We start from the raw sequence: 17261 nt of genomic DNA on the forward strand, positions 1-17261 counted from the left end.
AGTAAATTTAAGAAGTCTAGTTTTCATTAATATATGTAAGTTAATCTCTTTTAGGTCTTGGGGTAAGCTACTTGCAACAGCTAATTGTCTTATACAGATCTATCTACTAGTTCGATAATTAAATAAGCTCCTATAACCTAACTTGTCACAGCAACTACTAACATGCTTATAAGTGAACTTATAAGCATTACAACTATAGGGGCTTTTGGGGATAAAAATATTGAGTTATAAAAAGACTCCCGCCATCAAGCGAGAGTCGTAAACTTCACCATGTTGAAAGACTTTATATTTTTGGGTTAATTATCTCTGGAGTTTCTAGGAACTCATTGATATATTCATCAATTTTAGCTTCATAGTACTCAATTTTCTTTTTAATGATGTTTTCGTTAAAATGTTTGCTCTTTGAATTACTGGCTTTTATTTGTTACACATACTTGGGCGATCCATTTATTTGATTTTTTTGTGATGCGAAGTGTCCCTAATTTGTTTTTTAATAGATTCTGTTGGTACTCTGTTAAAATAGCTTTTACAGCAATCCGTTTTGATTTTCCATTGATGTACATGGAAATTCAATCGTGTTTTCTTTTATCCTATAGTTTTGGTTGTTCCATATACAGACGGGCTTTTTTAAGACTGGTACTCTTTTTATCTTCTTGGATCTGCGGTAGACACTTTTTGCTTCACGAATAGATTGATTTTTTACTGCACTTGGCATAGATGCTTGAACATCTTTTGACGACAGCTTTAATGCTTGTTCTTCTTGTACCATTTTAGATACCAAAGTATTGATAGTTTTAATATATTCTTTTGAAATATTGGTCAGATGTTTTTCTTGGTTTTTAGTCGGCACTAGTTTTATTTTTACTGTTTCTTCATTAGGTCACCCCCTTGTTTTCTGTTCTTCAACATACTTTTTGATTGTGTCACTTGATACATTCCCTGCTGTTGATACGAAAAAAGAACGTGTCCATAAGCTTGGCATGTGATTTAAATGTTTAAACTCTTGGCGAATCTTTCTTGAACTCACTCCTTTTATCTTCGCCATAATTTGAGATGGACTTATTTGTGGTAGAGCATTTAAAAATATATGCGTATGGTCTGTTTCACACTCGATTGTACTTTATTAAAAAAATAGGCTTTCATCCCACGATTGAAAGCGTGGGATGAAAGCCCTAATACTGTAAATAAAACCTAAGTAATCTTTAGTCATATCTATAATTAGTAATTGTTAGTATATTGTCCTAGCAATCAAGAACTACTACTCTCCCTGGATCTTCTTTACCAAAGACCTCTTCAAGTGTTTTTTCACCAATATATTCTTCTACTTTAATATTAGGGAATTCTCTTTGTAAACGAGGTTTTAAAGAAGCATCTGCTTCTTTAAAAATTAATATAATCTGAGTCGGTACTGTCTTATATGCAGGTAGTTCAGCTAAGAATGACCTTAGTTCTGCTTCAGCTTTCTTGGGATCATTGACAAAAGCCACAAACGTCCATTTTCTTCTATTAGAGATTTCTTCCCAAATGGTTACTATTAGGTTAAATAACCCATAGGCAGCTAAAAACCATATAATAAAATCAAGCATTAAAAACACCCCCAAAAGCTTCGAACATATCTATGAATTGATATTTCATTATATGTCCTTAACTTTTAAGGGTGATATTAAATTAGGTATATTATAATTGCACAATCCCATGTTTTAAAGCAAATATAACTGCTTGAGTTCTGTCAGATACCTCTAATTTTCTAAGTATATTTGAAACATGATTCTTAACTGTTTTTTCTGATATGTATAATTCCTTTGAGATCTCTTTATTAGTAAAACCTTGGGTCATTAATTCTAATATTTCTTTTTCTCTAATAGTAAGTTCATACAAATCTATTTCATCTGTTTTAATAACTTTAGCTGATTGTTTTGATAGTCTATTAAATTCATTTAAAAGCTTACGAGTGATCGTAGGTTGTATAAAACAATTACCCTTTGAAGCTTCCCTAATAGCTTGTACTAATGTTGAAGTTTCTACATCTTTTAGTAAAAAGCCAGCTGCACCTTCTTTTACTATCTCAAATAAGTATTCTTCCTCTTCATGTATAGTTAAAGCTATGATCATTATATCTGGATGAATTTCTTTAATCTCTCTTGTAGCCTCAACTCCATTCAATAAAGGCATGTTTATGTCCATAAGGACCACAGTTGGAGTTAATAACTTCACTTTATCTATGACCTCTTCACCATTCTGTGCCTCACCACAAACAGCCATATCATCTTCTAACTCAAGTATTTTTTTTAATCCTTGTCTAAACAAAGCATGATCATCTGCTAACAAAATTCTTATAGTATTATTGCTCATATTTTTCCTCCCCCTACTTCCGTAGTTTACATACCGGAAATCGGAACCTTTATAGATATTATAGTACCTTCCTTTGGCTTAGAATTTATCTTAATATCTCCTTCGAGACTAGTTACTCTTTCTTTCATATTTGATAATCCAAATTGATTATCTTTACTAACTTCATTTATTTCAAAGCCTGTCCCATCATCTCTAATATTCATCTGTATTAAATCCTCTCTAAATTCTACTTTTACCCAAAATCTTTTAGCTTTAGAGTGTTTTTTTATATTATTTAAAGCCTCTTGTATGGTTCTAAAAAGAGCTATTTCTAGGTCTCTTTCAAGACGGGCTTCTTCTCCAAAAACTTTTAGTTCTCCCTCTATATTAATATCTTCTTCTACACCTTGTATTAGTCTACGAATAGCTGGGACTAACCCTAAATCATCTAATGTCATTGGACGTAGATCAAAGATAATTTTTCTTACATCTTTTAAATTTAACCTTACTTGTTCCTTTAAGTCTATTAATTCATCTCTTATTTTATCAACTTGGTTATTTGAATCTAAAAGTTTTTCACAATATTCTGTCCTAAGTACCATGTTAGCTAAGCTCTGGGCTGGTCCATCATGAATCTCTCTAGCTACTCTTCTTCTTTCTTCTTCTTGTGCTCTAATAATTCTTAAACCTGTAGTTTTTCTTTGTTCTAACTCATCAATAGTCTCTTGTAGTCCCCCAAGCCCTTGAGACAAATAAGATTCAATAGCTCCCATTTGATTCATAATGTTTTCTGCTTTATTGACAGTATTTTCAAGGTTTTTTAACCTTCTTTCAGTATTGTCACGCAACCTTTTCATTTGTTGTTCTCGTTCCTTCATGATAGTTAACCTAGCCCTAAGTTCTGAAGCTTGTTCATATGCTTGTTTGATATCTTTTTCTGAATATGTATTAAAGTTTTTACTAACCTCAGCTAATCGAATTCTAGAAAAATGACTTCTTTTTTCTAGATTATCTACTTCATCAATAAGTTCAGCAGTCTGTTTTTTAATATCTGTTAGTTCATTTTTCAACTGTTCATATTCACTTCTAGCAGTTTCAGCAATATCGAAAATTTCTGTTTTTCCTTGTTCTATACTTTCGATGGTTTTTTCTAAAATCTTATCAATTTGTGTTATATCTAGCTTATCCTCTTTTTTTTTATTCATAATAGAGCCCCCAAGTTCTTACTGTAGTTCATCTAAAGGAAGAATTATGTCAAAATTTATCGTATATTTTAGTATTTTTTCTACAATGATTGGTAAAAGTCCTTCACATTATTTTAGTTTCTTTAATTATTAACAATTATAGATAATTTTGCATAAAATATTAGACGCAAAAAAAGGTGGTGATATAATGGTATTAGTGACAAATTTATGGTCAAGTGTAAGTCATCCAAACAACTCAATTGTTGGAGTGGATTTTTATCCTGATCTAACTAATTTTGAAGTCTCTAGATTAGACTCATTAAGGTATAATATAACCTTTCAAAATGCTTCTCTAAACTTCCCACCTACATCTATCTTCCCCTTAGATGGACTCGTAGATAATGTAGAACTTTCTCAAAATAAAGATCACATAGAGCTTTATGTAACACTTACCCATCCAACAAATATAGATTATAAAACGATTGGGAAGTGTCCTGAACAAGTAAAATTATATTTTGATAGAACCCCATTAGTTAATTTATTAAAGAACAAACATATTGTTATAGACCCTTCCCATGGTGGGTCTGACTATGGAAGTATAAGCCCTACTTCTTTATTAGAAAAAGAGGTAACCCTTGATTTAGCTTATAGATCTAAAGAACTGTTAGAAAAATATCAAGCATATGTTACATTACTTAGAACATCTGATAAAGATCCTCTACCAACTAGAAAAAAACAAAATAAAATTACATCCATTAATCCAGATTTGATGATCTCTTTACACACTGGAAATGATGTAAAAGGTAAAGTTATTGGATCTAGAACTGGCTTTTTTAAAACTTCAAGCCAAGGTAAAAAAATTGCTAATATCATGCAAAAAGCATTATACAAAAAACTGATCTTTCCAAATGGAGGGATCTTTAAGACAAATGTATCACTTTTAAAAACACTGCCAGATAAAAGCATACGGGTTGAAATATTAAATATTACAAGTAGATTAGAAGAAGGTTGGATGAGAGATGATGGTTTTAGAGATATTATGGTCCAAGGATTATTTAATGGTATTAAAGATATATTTAACTACTCCACCACCTAATCTTTAAGACAACATTAGATAATTGTGGACCTATTTTAGGTATACTTTCTAGATCTTTATCAGTAATACCTCGGATACCAATCATAATAGCACAATAACTCATCATTCCTAAACAAACCCCAAATATTGTTGATATATTAGTATGAGCTATTATATTATCTATAATTGGTTGAAAATAATAAATTATCCCACCCATTAATACAGATGCAAAAATTGGTTTTTTAATTATAGAAACTAACCCCATCCCTACTTTACCGTGTCGTCTTAGATCTCTAATATTAAAAACTGAAGCAACAAAAAATCCAGAACATGTACCAATTGCCCCACCTATTATATTTATCTCTGGAATAGCTGTTAAGTGATAATTTATTAAAATATTTATTAATGCACCGTAACACAGGTTTTTTACAGGGTAAGGTGTTAAACCAAGTCCTTGTAGTGCATAGGCCGTTACCTGTTGAAGTGATAAAAATATTGTTCCAAAGGCTAAATACCTTAACGGTTCTCCTGCTTCTTTATAATCAAACAGCAGTAACGTTAACCGTGGAGCCATAATAAAAAGTCCTATCGCTGCAGGGATAACTAATATAAAGTTTAATCTTAAGGCTTTTAATAATTGATAGTTTACTCTTCTTTTACCTGCTAATACATTACTTTCGGATAATGCAGGCACTAAAGTTGTTCCTAGTGCAAGTGAGAAGGTAGATGGTATACTAACAAGTCTTAGAGCCATCCCTGATAACAACCCATATAAATGTGTAGCTTCAGCTTCTTCAAATCCTGCAAATTGTAGCCTTTGAGGAATAATGATTGCATCAATAGTTTGCATAATAGGTATTACAAGTGCCCCGAGAGATACTGGAATAGCTATAGTCAAAAGACGCCCGATAAGCGGAAGTGATTTATAGAGATTAACTGTAGATAATAATGCTTTAAATAACCCTCTAAAACTAAAAAAGTGGCGTTTTCTGTAAAAAAACATTAGTAAAATTACAGCAAACAAACCACCTAAAGCTCCAGTTACTGCTCCAAAAGTTGCCCCTGCAGCACCATAAGATACACCTCTATCAATTAGAATATAAGCGAGAATAAGCATAGTTGTTACTCGTACAAATTGTTCTATAACCTGTGATATAGCTGTTGGTGTCATCAATTTCATACCTTGAAAATATCCGCGAAATGCTGCCATTAATGAAACAATTAAAATAGCCGGGGATATAGCTCGTAATGAATATACTACCCGGGGATCCCCAAGTACTTGAAAACTAATAGGTTCAGCTAAATAATACATTAGCCATGAAAAAAAACTTCCGGTAATAAGTAAAAATAATAAAGCAACAATAAAGACGCGATAACTTTCTTGGTTTTTTTCAGTGGCTAGCTGTTCAGAAACCATTTTACTAACAGCAATCGGTACACCAGACACTGCCATAATTAAAAGTAAACTATAAATTGGATAAGCCATCTCATAAAGGCCCATCCCCTCGGCTCCTATTATTCTTGATAAAGGAATACGATATAAAGCACCCATCAGCTTACTTAAGATCCCCGCTATCATTAAAACAAAGGCACCTCTAAAAAGGCCTTCAGCCATCATAAACGGCCACTCTATGGTGAATATGTTCTATTTTTTGTATCAGGTCCCGGCTAGTTTTCTCAATCCTCTCAGCTTCATTACCGATCATTGTACAAAAAGTTTTATTAGATATATTTTTTAAATTTTCATTCACATTTGTAAGGCTACCAAAGATAGCTCCAGAAGCTTGATAAGCACCTGCTAATAAATCACCCTCTACAGCCGGATGTCCATTTTTTTGAAGACTTAGAATTAATCTTAAGACTTCCCTTGCTCTTTGTGCTGTTAAAAGAGGTATTAGAGTTAATTCTTTTGCTATATCTTCACTTGTCCTTAATTGGCCTGATTTTTCTTGACCTGTTTTTTCTTTTTTATCTTTTGAGTTTGTACCTAAATATTCACGCACTACATAAGCATCTCTTTCTATAAAGTGTTCAAAATCTTTTTTTATTAATACTGCTTTCTCCCTACCTTCTTCTAATAGTTCTATATAACCAGAGTCTGATACTTTTTTTAATGAGATATCACAGTACATAATCACAAGGCTACTACCAAGGGCCCCTGTTACAGCAAGTGAACTACCACCACTAGGAGTTAATTTACTTGAAGCAAGTAAATCAATGTACTCTTCAATAGAACTTGTTAAAAACTTCATTAACCTCACCCACCCTCTAAAAAATATAAATAGGGGATAATCTACTCTTCACTATTCTTATATCTATGGTAAAAAAGTCCAACTAATAACTTATTTTTTAAAAAAACGGGTTCAGATTATACCTGAACCCGTTTTCTTTTACAATCCCGCTTCTTCTTTTAAGCTAGAGGCTTTATCTGTTTTTTCCCAAGGTAAATCTAGATCTATCCTACCCATATGTCCATAACAAGCAATTTGTCTATAGATTGGACTTTGTAGCCCAAGGTCTCTAATTATAGCAGCTGGTCTTAAATCAAAATGTTTTGTAACTAGTTCTTCTATCTTTTCTTCAGAAATTTTACCTGTTCCAAAGGTCTCAACCATTACACTAACAGGATTAGCTACTCCAATAGCATAAGCAATTTGAACTTCACACTTATCAGAAAGTCCTGCTGCAACTACATTTTTTGCTATATATCGTGCCGCATATGCTGCTGATCTATCAACTTTAGTTGCATCCTTACCTGAAAAAGCTCCACCACCATGACGAGAAATCCCACCATATGTATCTACCATGATTTTTCTACCTGTAGCTCCTGCATCTCCTTGAGGTCCTCCGACCACAAACCTACCAGTAGGGTTAACTAAATATTCACTGTCTTCATCTAATAAGTCTTTAGGTAATGTATCTTCGATAACAAATTCAGTAATTTCTTCTTCTAACTGTTCTTGTTTTACATTTGGGCTATGTTGTGTTGATAAAACTACTTTATCTATACGAAATGGTTTTCCATCTCTATACTCTATTGTTACCTGGCTCTTGCCATCAGGTCGTAGATATGGAAGCTTGTTATTCTTTCTAAGTTCTGCTAATTTTTTTGTTAACTTATGTGCAAGAGAAATGGGTAGTGGCATAAATTCTTCAGTTTCATTAGTAGCATACCCAAACATCATACCTTGATCTCCTGCACCAATGGCTTTGATGTCTTGTTCATTCATTTCATCTTGTCTTTTCTCTAAAGATTCATCAACCCCTTGAGCTATATCAGGGGACTGTTCATCAATTGATGTAAGAACTGCACAAGTTTCTCCATCAAACCCATATTTAGCTCGAGTATAACCAATATCTTTAAGTGTATCTCTAACCAATTTTGGAATATCTACATAACAATTTGTAGTTATTTCACCAGTTACTAATACTAGACCTGTAGTTACACTGGTCTCAGCAGCTACCCTAGCAGAAGGGTCTTTTTCCATAATAGCATCTAAAATTGCATCAGATATCTGATCAGCAACTTTATCTGGATGACCTTCAGTAACTGATTCTGAAGTTATCAGCTTTCTAGTCATGTTTAATCCGCCTCCTTTATACTGACAAAGTTATCAATATTCTATTATAAACTAAAATTGACTGTCAATGTAGTAAAAATTTAACTTATCATTTATCCATAAGTATGTTGATAAATGATAAATTATTATATAAACTGATAATATAAGAGATACCCTAAGGGGGAAACACTAATGACTACACCTACTAAAAAAACTCGACAAATAATACATATAGACATGGATGCCTTCTTTGCCGCTGTTGAAATCAGAGATAATCCGAAACTAAAAGATAAACCTGTGATAATTGGTGGTGGCAAACGCGGTGTTGTATCAACTTGTTGTTACAATGCTAGAAAATATGGAATTAGATCTGCTATGCCGATTTATCGTGCCAAAAGATTATGTCCTCATGGGGTTTTTCTCTCCCCTAATAGATATAAATACGAACAGGCATCGAAAAATATTCATGAAATCTTTTATAGTTATACTCCTCTTGTTGAACCACTATCACTTGATGAAGCGTTTTTAGATGTAACAGGCTCTATAAGTCTTTTCGGAAGTGCTGTTTCCATTGGAAAACAAATAAAAAAAGAGATAAAAAAGAAATTACATCTCACATGTTCAGTAGGTATAGCAACTAATAAATTTGTTTCAAAAGTAGCATCCGATCTAAAAAAACCAAGTGGCTTTATTCATATTCCACCTGGTAAAGAAAAGGAATTTTTAGCACCCTTACCTGTAGAGAAATTATGGGGTGTAGGTGAAAAAACAACTAACATATTAAAGCAAAATGGTTTTTATACCATTGGTGATCTCCAAAAAAAATCTCCATATTATTTGGTGGAAAATAAAACTATTACAAAAGATCTTTTAATGCTCTCTAAAGGAATTGATCACAGAAAGGTAATACCAGAAGAAGAGCCTAAGTCTATAGGTCAAGAAAAGACTTTTGAAAAAGACTTATCCCCCGGAGGAGAGCTAATCCCTTTTCTACTTAAATTTTCAGAACAAGTAGGAGCTAGATTACGAAAAGAAGGATACCGGGGAAAAACTGTCACTGTAAAAATAAGAAACAGTCAGTTTAAAACCCGGACCAAACAAAAAACTGTAAACGCTACAGATCAAGACCAAGATATCTTTGAATATGCAAAAGATTTAGTTAAAGATTTATCTCTAGGTAAAAGTGAAAAAATTCGTCTTTTGGGAGTAACTGTCAGTAATTTAACACCTAATAGTGATTTTCAACTCACTTTAGAAGATCCATCTGGGAAAAACAAAAAGCTACAATCTGCCCTTGATCAAGTTAGAGAGAAATTTGGTGATAGTAGTTTAAAGAGAGCAACAACTATTACTTCTCAACAAGAGCAAAAGTAAGTTCACCTTTAACAGCTAATTCATCACCAACATAGATTGATCCTTCACCCTTACCGATACTGCCTTTGGTTTTAGTAAGTTCTACAGTGATCTGTAAAGTATCACCAGGTACTACCTGACGTTTAAATTTAACTTTATCTACTCCTCCAAAAACAGCAAGCTTACCTTGGTTTTCAGGTAGGCTCATAAGAGCACAAGCGCCTACCTGAGCCATTGCTTCTATCTGTAATACTCCTGGCATTAATGGACGATCTGGAAAGTGACCTTGTAGATAATGTTCATTTCCAGTTACATTTTTAATACCTGTCGCCTTTTCACCAGGGACAAGTTCTGTAAGTTTATCCACTAATAAAAATGGATAGCGATGAGGTATAATTTCTTTTATCTGTTCAATATCCCAAGTTTTGTTCATAGTTATTCCTCCCTATTTCTATATTGTCTTAGTTTTTTCCTTAATGTTCGCATTTGTTTTTCAATATTTTGTAACTCTTTTTCAGAAACTTCACTTTCACAAATATCATAAAGAGCTAATAATCGTTCTTGAATTAAAGATGACTCTAGCTCCCATTGTTCTAACAATGACTTTATTCGCTCTTTAACAGTTGTTTTGTTATCTTTAGGTATTGATTCTACAGTTTTTGTAACATAAACTGTTTCACCTAGTTCAGGAATATAAGTTTCTATACCTGTATTATCATAAACAGTTTTTGAAAATTCTTTTATAACACTTTCTTCACCATGAACCAAAAAAATTTTATCTGGTTTATCAACGAATTTATTAACCCAATCAATAAGCTGATCTCTATCTGCATGAGCAGAAAAACCATCTAAGGATTCAATTCTACACTTTACAGCTATCTCTTCTCCAAAGATACGGACATCTTTTTCTCCATCTAGAATTCTTCTCCCAAGAGTACCTTGAGCCTGAAAACCAACAAATAATACTGTAGATTCACTTCGCCATAGGTTATGCTTTAGGTGGTGCTTTATTCGACCAGCTTCACACATACCACTCGCTGAGATAATTACAGCACCTTTTTGTCGTTCATTAAGTTCCTTTGAAGCTTCAGCTGTTCTAGTATATGTCACATATGGTGAATCAAAGGGACTTTCACCATCTAATATAAACTTGCGTGTTTTTAAATCATACATACTAGGATGGCGTCTAAAAATTTCCGTAGCTGAAATAGCAAGGGGACTATCAATATAAACATCTGGTATAGATTCTAGTTTATCTTCTGTTATTAGCTTATTAATTGTATATAATAGGTCTTGAGTTCTTCCCACAGCAAAGGAAGGAATAATTAGATTTCCCTCAGCCTTCATAGTCTCATTAATAACTTGAGCTAGTTTTTCTGATCTAGTAGTTTCATCTTCATGTATTCTAGTTCCATAAGTTGATTCTAAAAACAGATAATCTGCTTCTTCAACTATTGATGGGTCCTTAATTATCGGTTGATTGGGTTTACCTAGATCCCCAGAAAATACTAATTTATTTTGTTTTCCATCCTCTGTTATCCATAGCTCTAAAATACTAGATCCTAAAATATGACCAGCATCATGAAACTTAAACGCTATTTCTGGAGTTAAAGTAACTAGCTGTTCATATTTTTGTTCTCTAAAATGACCGAAACTATTATAAGCATCTTCTGCAGTATACAAAGGCTCTACTTTTGGTTTATTACTTCTCATACGCTTTCTGTTTTTCCAATTTGCTTCCATCTCATGGATATAACCACTATCAGGAAGCATAATGCCACAAAGATCAACTGTTGGTTCTGTTGCATGAACTTCTCCTCTAAATCCGTCTTTGATTAATTTTGGTATCAGTCCACTATGATCAATGTGAGCATGAGTTAGTAATACAAAATCTATTTCTTTTGAATCAAAAGAAATAGATTTTGCGTTTCTTTCCTTAGCCCTTCCACCTTGAAACAATCCACAATCAACTAACAACTTACTGTGCTCAGTTTCTATTAAAAAACTAGACCCAGTTACTGTCTTCGCAGCTCCCAAAAAGGTGACCTTCATGAAAAGACTCCTCTCCTCTTAACTTATATCAGTATACAATCTAACAAGAAAATATAGTTCTCCTCTTTTATTAGGATATTCATGGGACATCTCTTGGATGATTTCTCTTGCATCTCGAATTTTATCTTGATCACCTTTTTGACTTTCAATAAGTTTAATTATAGCTGGTTTGAAATAATCTTTATAGAATTTGCTATCTTGTTCATTTGTCATCAGCTCTACAGCATAAAGATATTCATCTCTAATATTAGTATCTTGAAAACCTAATTCATAAATTTCATCATAACTATTTGATAAAACTAAAGCTGCTAATAGATTATGATCTTTAAAATCATCTGGGTTTTTAGCATTATCTAAAATATCTTTATAGATATCTAATGCTTCATTTACTTCTCCTTCTAGTAAATAAATCTTAGCCAAGTACTCTTTTACTTCATTAACTAAAAATTCATCTTCTAAACCGTTTTCTAATAACTGATAAATTGTTTCTTTAGCATTTTTGTAATCACCTTGTAAATAGAAGGTCTGAGCTTTATTTAATTTTAATTGATCATTATCTACTAGTTCTAGTAATTTATCTTGATACTCTAAGGACAGGTCTAGATTTTGGTTTCTACCGTAATGATTAGTACCATATTTATAGATCCTTGAAAGAGCTAAAAGATATTCTTTGTCATACCCCTCAACATTCTCATACGAGTTTTCTAATTCATTAATGACATCAATATGCTCTCTACTTTCAATTAACTCATTAACTGAATCAAAACCTTCTGTCATAAATTTTTCACGAACTTCAAATATATTTAGTCTATCTTCATCACTGTACATATTATAACCTAAATTATTTGAGATGAAGTTACCATCTTCATCATAAGCAGATATCACAGGTATGAACTCTCCTGTTGGATAAGGTAATCCAAAAACACTTCCCTTTGAGATATGATTTCTCCAACTATAATATCCTGGATCTAGTTTCCATAATTCTTTTAGATCTGTATTTAACTCATTATCTGTAATTCCTTTTTTCAGACTCCTTATTCTGATTAAAGAAAGTTCATCTTTTTCATTTCTAAATATCTCACCAATTCCAAAATTATAATAAGAAGCATCTCTTTCTTGTGACCAGTCAAAAGTAAACTCACCTTCATCTGTTATTTCAATTTCAGAGGTATCAATCATACTAGTAAACTCAATTGGTTGTTCTTTACTAGTGTTTTCATCAAGTTCTACAAATAAAGTATCTCTTTCTTTTTTAACATAACCATCTAGCTCATCTTTATCTTTCGAAACAGCTACAGTATACCTTCCAGGACTTAGGTTATCAAATTCAAATTCACCTAACTCATCTGTAACTGTACTAGGTGCCTTTGAGATCATTTCATATGACCTTACATTATGATAAGGTCTAACTAAATAAACATCTACACCTGCTTTTTTCTCACCATCAAAAGCCACATAACCTTTTAATGTAGCACCATTATCTTCTCTTAAATTATTAAGTCCAGCCTTTCTATGCAGAAGGGTAGATTTATAGCGATAAACATCTAAATCAGCGGGATAAGAATCATTACCTTCTATCTCTAATCGCTCTTTTTGATACTTTTCATGCCAGTCATCTAAGAATTTTAACTCTGATTCGTATACTTCATTTGCAATTTCATACTCTTCTAAGTTACTTAATCTATCACCTAATAATATTCCAATATGTGAATCTATTGGTTTTCGTTCAGGGTGATCAATAGATTCGAAATACAAATCCTTTGCTTTTTGTAGTTCATCAAGTTCTAAATAAATGTGGATCATTAATGAATGGCCCTCAAGCGAAAAACCAGTTCTTGTATTTAAAAATTCTTCAGCATATTTTTTTGCTTTTTCTAATTCACCTTCATATAAATAAATTTTACCTAATTGATATGAAGCTCTTTCTGCTCTACTGTAAGTTGGAAAACTTTCTTTTAAATCAATAAATAATTTCTTTGCTTCGTTTAATGGATCTTTATCTTCTGCTAAAACAGGATCTTTATGGGATTTTCCATTACCTAAACTTCCGTTTCTATTATTAAGTACAAATGTCGTATCATCCATGGCATATCCTTTTAAGAATTGTGCTCGTCCATACAATGCATCTGCTCTTTGCATCGGAAAGTACCTTATAATATTTTGATAATAGTCCTGTGAATAACCTGGTCGATTATCAGAAAATGCATATAAAATCTCACCCGCTATCACATAAGAAGATAATAATATTATTAATCCTAATATGAATCGCCCTCTTTTTATTCTATTAGTTACAATGTTTTTAAATAAATTCAATTTTTATCCACCTTCCTAGTAACCCTTGTGTTTATCTACTTTAGTTGGTAGTTCTTTACCACTAATATATGCTTGAAGATTTTCTTTAAATAAGGCCATAGCTTTTTTAGTATAGTCTGGAGACACTCCACCTACATGAGGAGTAATATAACAATTATCTAACTCCCAAAGGGGTGAATCCTGTGGTAATGGCTCTTTTGAAAACACATCAAGGCCTGCTCCAGCTATTTCATTATCTATTAATGCTTTATAAAGTGCTTTTTCATCAACTACACCACCACGAGCCATATTAACTAAAAAGGCACTCTTTTTCATTAAAGATAGTTCTTTTTCTCCTATTAAGTTTTGTGTTTCATCAGTTAAAGGAACAATTAATACTAGAAAATCAACCATTGGAAGTATTTTGTTAAGTTCTTTAGAGCTATACATTTTGTCTACAAATATTGAATTTGTCGGATTTTTTTTAGTTGCTACAACAGTCATATCAAATACTTTTGCTTTTTTAGCTATTTCTTCACCAATAGAACCGAGTCCTACTATACCTATGGTTTTATTTGCTAACCCTGATATAGTTAAATGTTCCCACTCTTTTCTTTTTTGCATTTTTCTATAATCAAATTGTCTTCTAACATAGGGAAGTAAAAATGAAAATACATGTTCTGAAATTTGTTCTTTATGTATTCCCCTAGAATTTGAAAGTAACATATCTGAACTAATAATTTCAGGTATCAAAAATTTATCCACACCTGTACTTAAAGCATGGACCCACTTCAAATTTTTCCCTCTAGCAATTCGCTCTGGTGTAATAAATCGTCCCCAGCTTATAAAGATATCACTATCACAAATTTCAATATCCATTATAGATTCATTAGCGGTAGATACTAGATCAACTTGGGGAAAATCAGACAAGAGATCATGTCTATGATCCTCTTTTAAGTTCCCAGTATACAAAATTTTCAACTGTCTCACTCCTTTATAATCACATCAATTTTATACCCTACTTCTTTCTAGTTAATCTAGTTTAACAAAAAGAGGATTACAGTAATATAACCCCTCTGTAGTTACTCTAAAAGAATAACTTTCAACCTTTACTCCATTATCTTTAGCATAAACTAATGCATTAGAAAAGTCTCTGTCCATTTCCCAATTAGGCGAAAAAAACTTTGCATCATCTCGTTGCACTAAAAAAATTATTAAAGCCTTATAACCTTCTTTTACAGATTCCACAAGCTCGAATAGATGTCTTTTACCACGTTTTGTGGGAGCATCTGGAAATAAAGCTTGGCCATCTTCAACTAATGTAACTGATTTACACTCAACAAAGATATCATTTACTTTATTAGTAAGTTTTAAATCAAATCTACCTGATCCATACTTTGGTTCTTTAGAAATAACACTAGTATTTGAAGAAATACTAGACTCTTTTGGAAAAATTGAATTTTCTACCATATGTTCTACTAATTTATTTGGTAGTCGACTATCTATAGATACCCAAAAACCCTCATATTGTACTAAATATAAATCATATGACGTTTTTCTATTTGTGTGAGGATGATGGCGAAGCATTACTTTTGAGCCTTCTAGTAATAGTTCTTTCATTCTCCCAGAGTTAGGTACATGACATAATTCTTTGTTACCTGCTACTTTCACTTCTGCTACAAATCTATTTTTTCTTTTTACAAATTCTCCTGTTACAAGAGAAGGAAATTCATAAATCAAAACTTACATCTCCTTTGGAATAATATACTTTATAATCGGGGGGGATATTAAATTTATGTGTTATTATTATTATAGCAAAAAATTATCTAAATACGAAAATTTAATTCACTTCTATCTTATGGTATAATATTACAGAACACCTTTTTAAGGAGGGATTATATGGAACTAAAGTTCATCGGTCATGGATGTGTTCAATTATCAGAAAAAAACGACAAATTAATCTTTGATCCTTTTATTGATGACAATCCATTAGCTAATATTTCTTCTGATGACGTGTCACCAAATTACATTTTGTTATCACACTTTCATGATGATCACAAAGGGGATGCTTTTCAAATTGCAAAAGATAATGATTCACTGATTATTTCTACTGCAGAAATAGCAGGGGCAGCTGAACAGGAAGGATTAAAGAGCCATCCAATGCACATTGGAGGTACTAAAGAGTTTGATTTTGGCTCAGTTAAGATAACACCAGCACTGCACGGATCAGGTATTGCAGGTGGTCATGCTTGTGGGTTTGTAGTAAACTTTCATGGTAAATCAATCTACTATGCTGGTGATACAGGATTGTTTAGTGATATGAAATTAATCTCAGAGTTTTTTGATCTTGACTTTGCCATTTTACCTATAGGAAGTAATTTCACTATGGATATTAATGAAGCTGTTCTTGCAACTCAGTTTTTAAAACCAAAAGGTGTTATTCCAATTCACTACAATACATGGCCTCCAATAGAAGCAGATCCTAAAGAATTCCAACAAAAAGTCTCAGAAAAAACTAATAGTGAATGTTTTATCTTAGATCCAGGTGAATCTATTGATATAACATAAATAAAAGCCCTAACCTGATGTTACTTTTTAATCAGGTTAGGGCTTTTATGGTTTTATCTTGTTATTCAGCTCCTTATTTCTTGTTATCATTTTCACATGACCACCGCAAAAATAAATCTTTTTCTCACAAGTCATCATTAACCAACCGAATCTTTGTGATAGTTTTTTGATTTAAAAGGAAGTACAGGTGATTTTTGATCTCTTTCAAGAGCTTCCATTTCCTCATCTAATTCCATGATTTTTACTAGTAGATCCATTCTGTTATCACCTTGGGCGGATAAGAATTGCTCATAAAGTGAATCCCGTTCTTTTTTTAAAATCTTCCAATGTCTATGTTCCATGATATCCCTCCTAAATGTAATTATTTCTTTTCGACACTAAAGTGAATTTTTTCACTCAATTTAAATTATAACTTATCTAGATAATTTTGTAAACATCTTGTTAAAAAAATGGTACTTTTCAGAAAATTTTTCGACGCCTTTGTTATAGGGTGTGCGGTTTTTTATTAGATTATTCAAAAAATTTAAAACTAGTAAAAAATTTTCAAAACATCATTTATTGTTATTTGTTCAAGTGAATATTGTAACTTGATTGAGGTAAAAAATGGCAGGGGAGACAGGACTTGAACCCACAACCTTCGGCTTTGGAGGCCGCTGCTCTGCCAATTGAGCTACTCCCCTACTTGTCGGCTAAAATGTTATTTCATATTTCCTGTTATATATAATAACATATTTTCAGCTATTGTCAAAGGATATTTTGAAATTTTAATTGACGCATTATATTTTTAACTTTAAAATTGTAATTGTAAGTATATAAAATATGAACTGTATAAACTGAAAGGAGAAT

At 32.2% G+C, this 17261-nt stretch carries 16 protein-coding genes, 1 tRNA gene and 1 pseudogene; 3 read left to right on the top strand and 15 right to left on the bottom strand.

Going from position 1 to position 17261, the window contains the following annotated elements; translation table 11 throughout:
* Positions 1–526: 526 nt before the first annotated feature.
* From CDO51_RS00435 to CDO51_RS00455, 5 genes and pseudogenes are all read right to left on the bottom strand, one after another.
* Entirely contained in the window at positions 527–850 is a 324-nt protein-coding gene (locus CDO51_RS00435) for a hypothetical protein (RefSeq protein ID WP_089022331.1), read from the bottom strand.
* A 30-nt stretch (positions 851–880) separates the two neighbouring features.
* Positions 881–1114, bottom strand: a pseudogene (gene tnpA, locus CDO51_RS00440) (IS200/IS605 family transposase); the annotation flags it as partial.
* A 127-nt stretch (positions 1115–1241) separates the two neighbouring features.
* Entirely contained in the window at positions 1242–1586 is a 345-nt protein-coding gene (locus CDO51_RS00445; protein ID WP_089022332.1) for a hypothetical protein, read from the bottom strand.
* Positions 1587–1677: 91 nt separating this feature from the next.
* Positions 1678–2352 carry a response regulator gene (locus tag CDO51_RS00450; RefSeq protein WP_089022333.1) on the bottom strand — a complete coding sequence of 225 codons (675 nt, stop codon included), beginning with the start codon at positions 2350–2352 and terminating at the stop codon, positions 1678–1680.
* Positions 2353–2378: 26 nt separating this feature from the next.
* Positions 2379–3536, bottom strand: a complete 1158-nt coding sequence (locus tag CDO51_RS00455) for a sensor histidine kinase (protein WP_089022334.1) — start codon at positions 3534–3536, stop codon at positions 2379–2381.
* Positions 3537–3723: 187 nt separating this feature from the next.
* Between CDO51_RS00455 and CDO51_RS00460 the strand changes: the two genes are divergently transcribed.
* Positions 3724–4611: an N-acetylmuramoyl-L-alanine amidase family protein gene (locus tag CDO51_RS00460; protein WP_089022335.1), complete on the top strand. Its 888-nt coding sequence runs from the start codon at positions 3724–3726 to the stop codon at positions 4609–4611.
* Here CDO51_RS00460 and CDO51_RS00465 read toward each other — a convergent pair.
* From CDO51_RS00465 to metK, 3 genes are all read right to left on the bottom strand, one after another.
* Complete coding sequence (locus CDO51_RS00465) at positions 4592–6208, bottom strand: putative polysaccharide biosynthesis protein (protein WP_089022336.1); 1617 nt, start codon at positions 6206–6208, stop codon at positions 4592–4594. The two genes, CDO51_RS00460 and CDO51_RS00465, sit on opposite strands and share 20 nt — an antisense overlap.
* Positions 6198–6842 (bottom strand): cyclodeaminase/cyclohydrolase family protein, encoded by a 645-nt coding sequence (locus CDO51_RS00470; RefSeq protein ID WP_089022337.1) that lies wholly within the window; start codon positions 6840–6842, stop codon positions 6198–6200. The genes CDO51_RS00465 and CDO51_RS00470 overlap by 11 nt, the downstream gene beginning before the upstream one ends.
* A 138-nt stretch (positions 6843–6980) precedes the next feature.
* Complete coding sequence (metK, locus tag CDO51_RS00475) at positions 6981–8171, bottom strand: methionine adenosyltransferase (RefSeq protein WP_089022338.1); 1191 nt, start codon at positions 8169–8171, stop codon at positions 6981–6983.
* A 171-nt stretch (positions 8172–8342) separates the two neighbouring features.
* On the opposite strand from metK, the gene dinB reads away from it, so the two are divergent.
* The gene (gene dinB, locus CDO51_RS00480; protein ID WP_089022339.1) at positions 8343–9524 is read left to right on the top strand and encodes a DNA polymerase IV; all 1182 of its coding nucleotides are present in this window, start codon (positions 8343–8345) and stop codon (positions 9522–9524) included.
* On the opposite strand, the gene fabZ is transcribed toward dinB, so the two are convergent.
* The 5 genes from fabZ to sfsA are packed head-to-tail and all read right to left on the bottom strand — an operon-like array spanning position 9499 to position 15587.
* Positions 9499–9936 (bottom strand): 3-hydroxyacyl-ACP dehydratase FabZ, encoded by a 438-nt coding sequence (fabZ, locus tag CDO51_RS00485; protein WP_089022340.1) that lies wholly within the window; start codon positions 9934–9936, stop codon positions 9499–9501. The genes dinB and fabZ overlap by 26 nt on opposite strands.
* A 2-nt stretch (positions 9937–9938) precedes the next feature.
* Entirely contained in the window at positions 9939–11555 is a 1617-nt protein-coding gene (locus CDO51_RS00490; protein WP_089022341.1) for an MBL fold metallo-hydrolase RNA specificity domain-containing protein, read from the bottom strand.
* A gap of 18 nt (positions 11556–11573) precedes the next feature.
* Positions 11574–13868 (bottom strand): carboxypeptidase-like regulatory domain-containing protein, encoded by a 2295-nt coding sequence (locus CDO51_RS00495; protein ID WP_089022342.1) that lies wholly within the window; start codon positions 13866–13868, stop codon positions 11574–11576.
* A gap of 15 nt (positions 13869–13883) precedes the next feature.
* Positions 13884–14828: a D-2-hydroxyacid dehydrogenase gene (locus CDO51_RS00500; protein ID WP_089022343.1), complete on the bottom strand. Its 945-nt coding sequence runs from the start codon at positions 14826–14828 to the stop codon at positions 13884–13886.
* 51 nt (positions 14829–14879) lie between these two features.
* Positions 14880–15587, bottom strand: coding sequence for a DNA/RNA nuclease SfsA (sfsA, locus tag CDO51_RS00505; protein WP_089022344.1), 708 nt, complete (start codon positions 15585–15587; stop codon positions 14880–14882).
* 159 nt (positions 15588–15746) lie between these two features.
* Between sfsA and CDO51_RS00510 the strand changes: the two genes are divergently transcribed.
* On the top strand, positions 15747–16415 hold the full coding sequence (locus tag CDO51_RS00510; RefSeq protein WP_089022345.1) for a metal-dependent hydrolase: 669 nt from the start codon (positions 15747–15749) through the stop codon (positions 16413–16415).
* Positions 16416–16552: 137 nt separating this feature from the next.
* Here the strand turns inward: CDO51_RS00510 and CDO51_RS00515 are convergent, their stop codons facing one another.
* Positions 16553–16756, bottom strand: coding sequence for a hypothetical protein (locus tag CDO51_RS00515; RefSeq protein WP_089022346.1), 204 nt, complete (start codon positions 16754–16756; stop codon positions 16553–16555).
* Positions 16757–17019: 263 nt separating this feature from the next.
* Positions 17020–17095 (bottom strand) — tRNA-Trp (locus tag CDO51_RS00520).
* Positions 17096–17261: the final 166 nt, after the last annotated feature.

The organism is Natranaerobius trueperi, assembly GCF_002216005.1.
In the GTDB taxonomy this organism is placed as follows: domain Bacteria; phylum Bacillota; class Natranaerobiia; order Natranaerobiales; family Natranaerobiaceae; genus Natranaerobius_A; species Natranaerobius_A trueperi.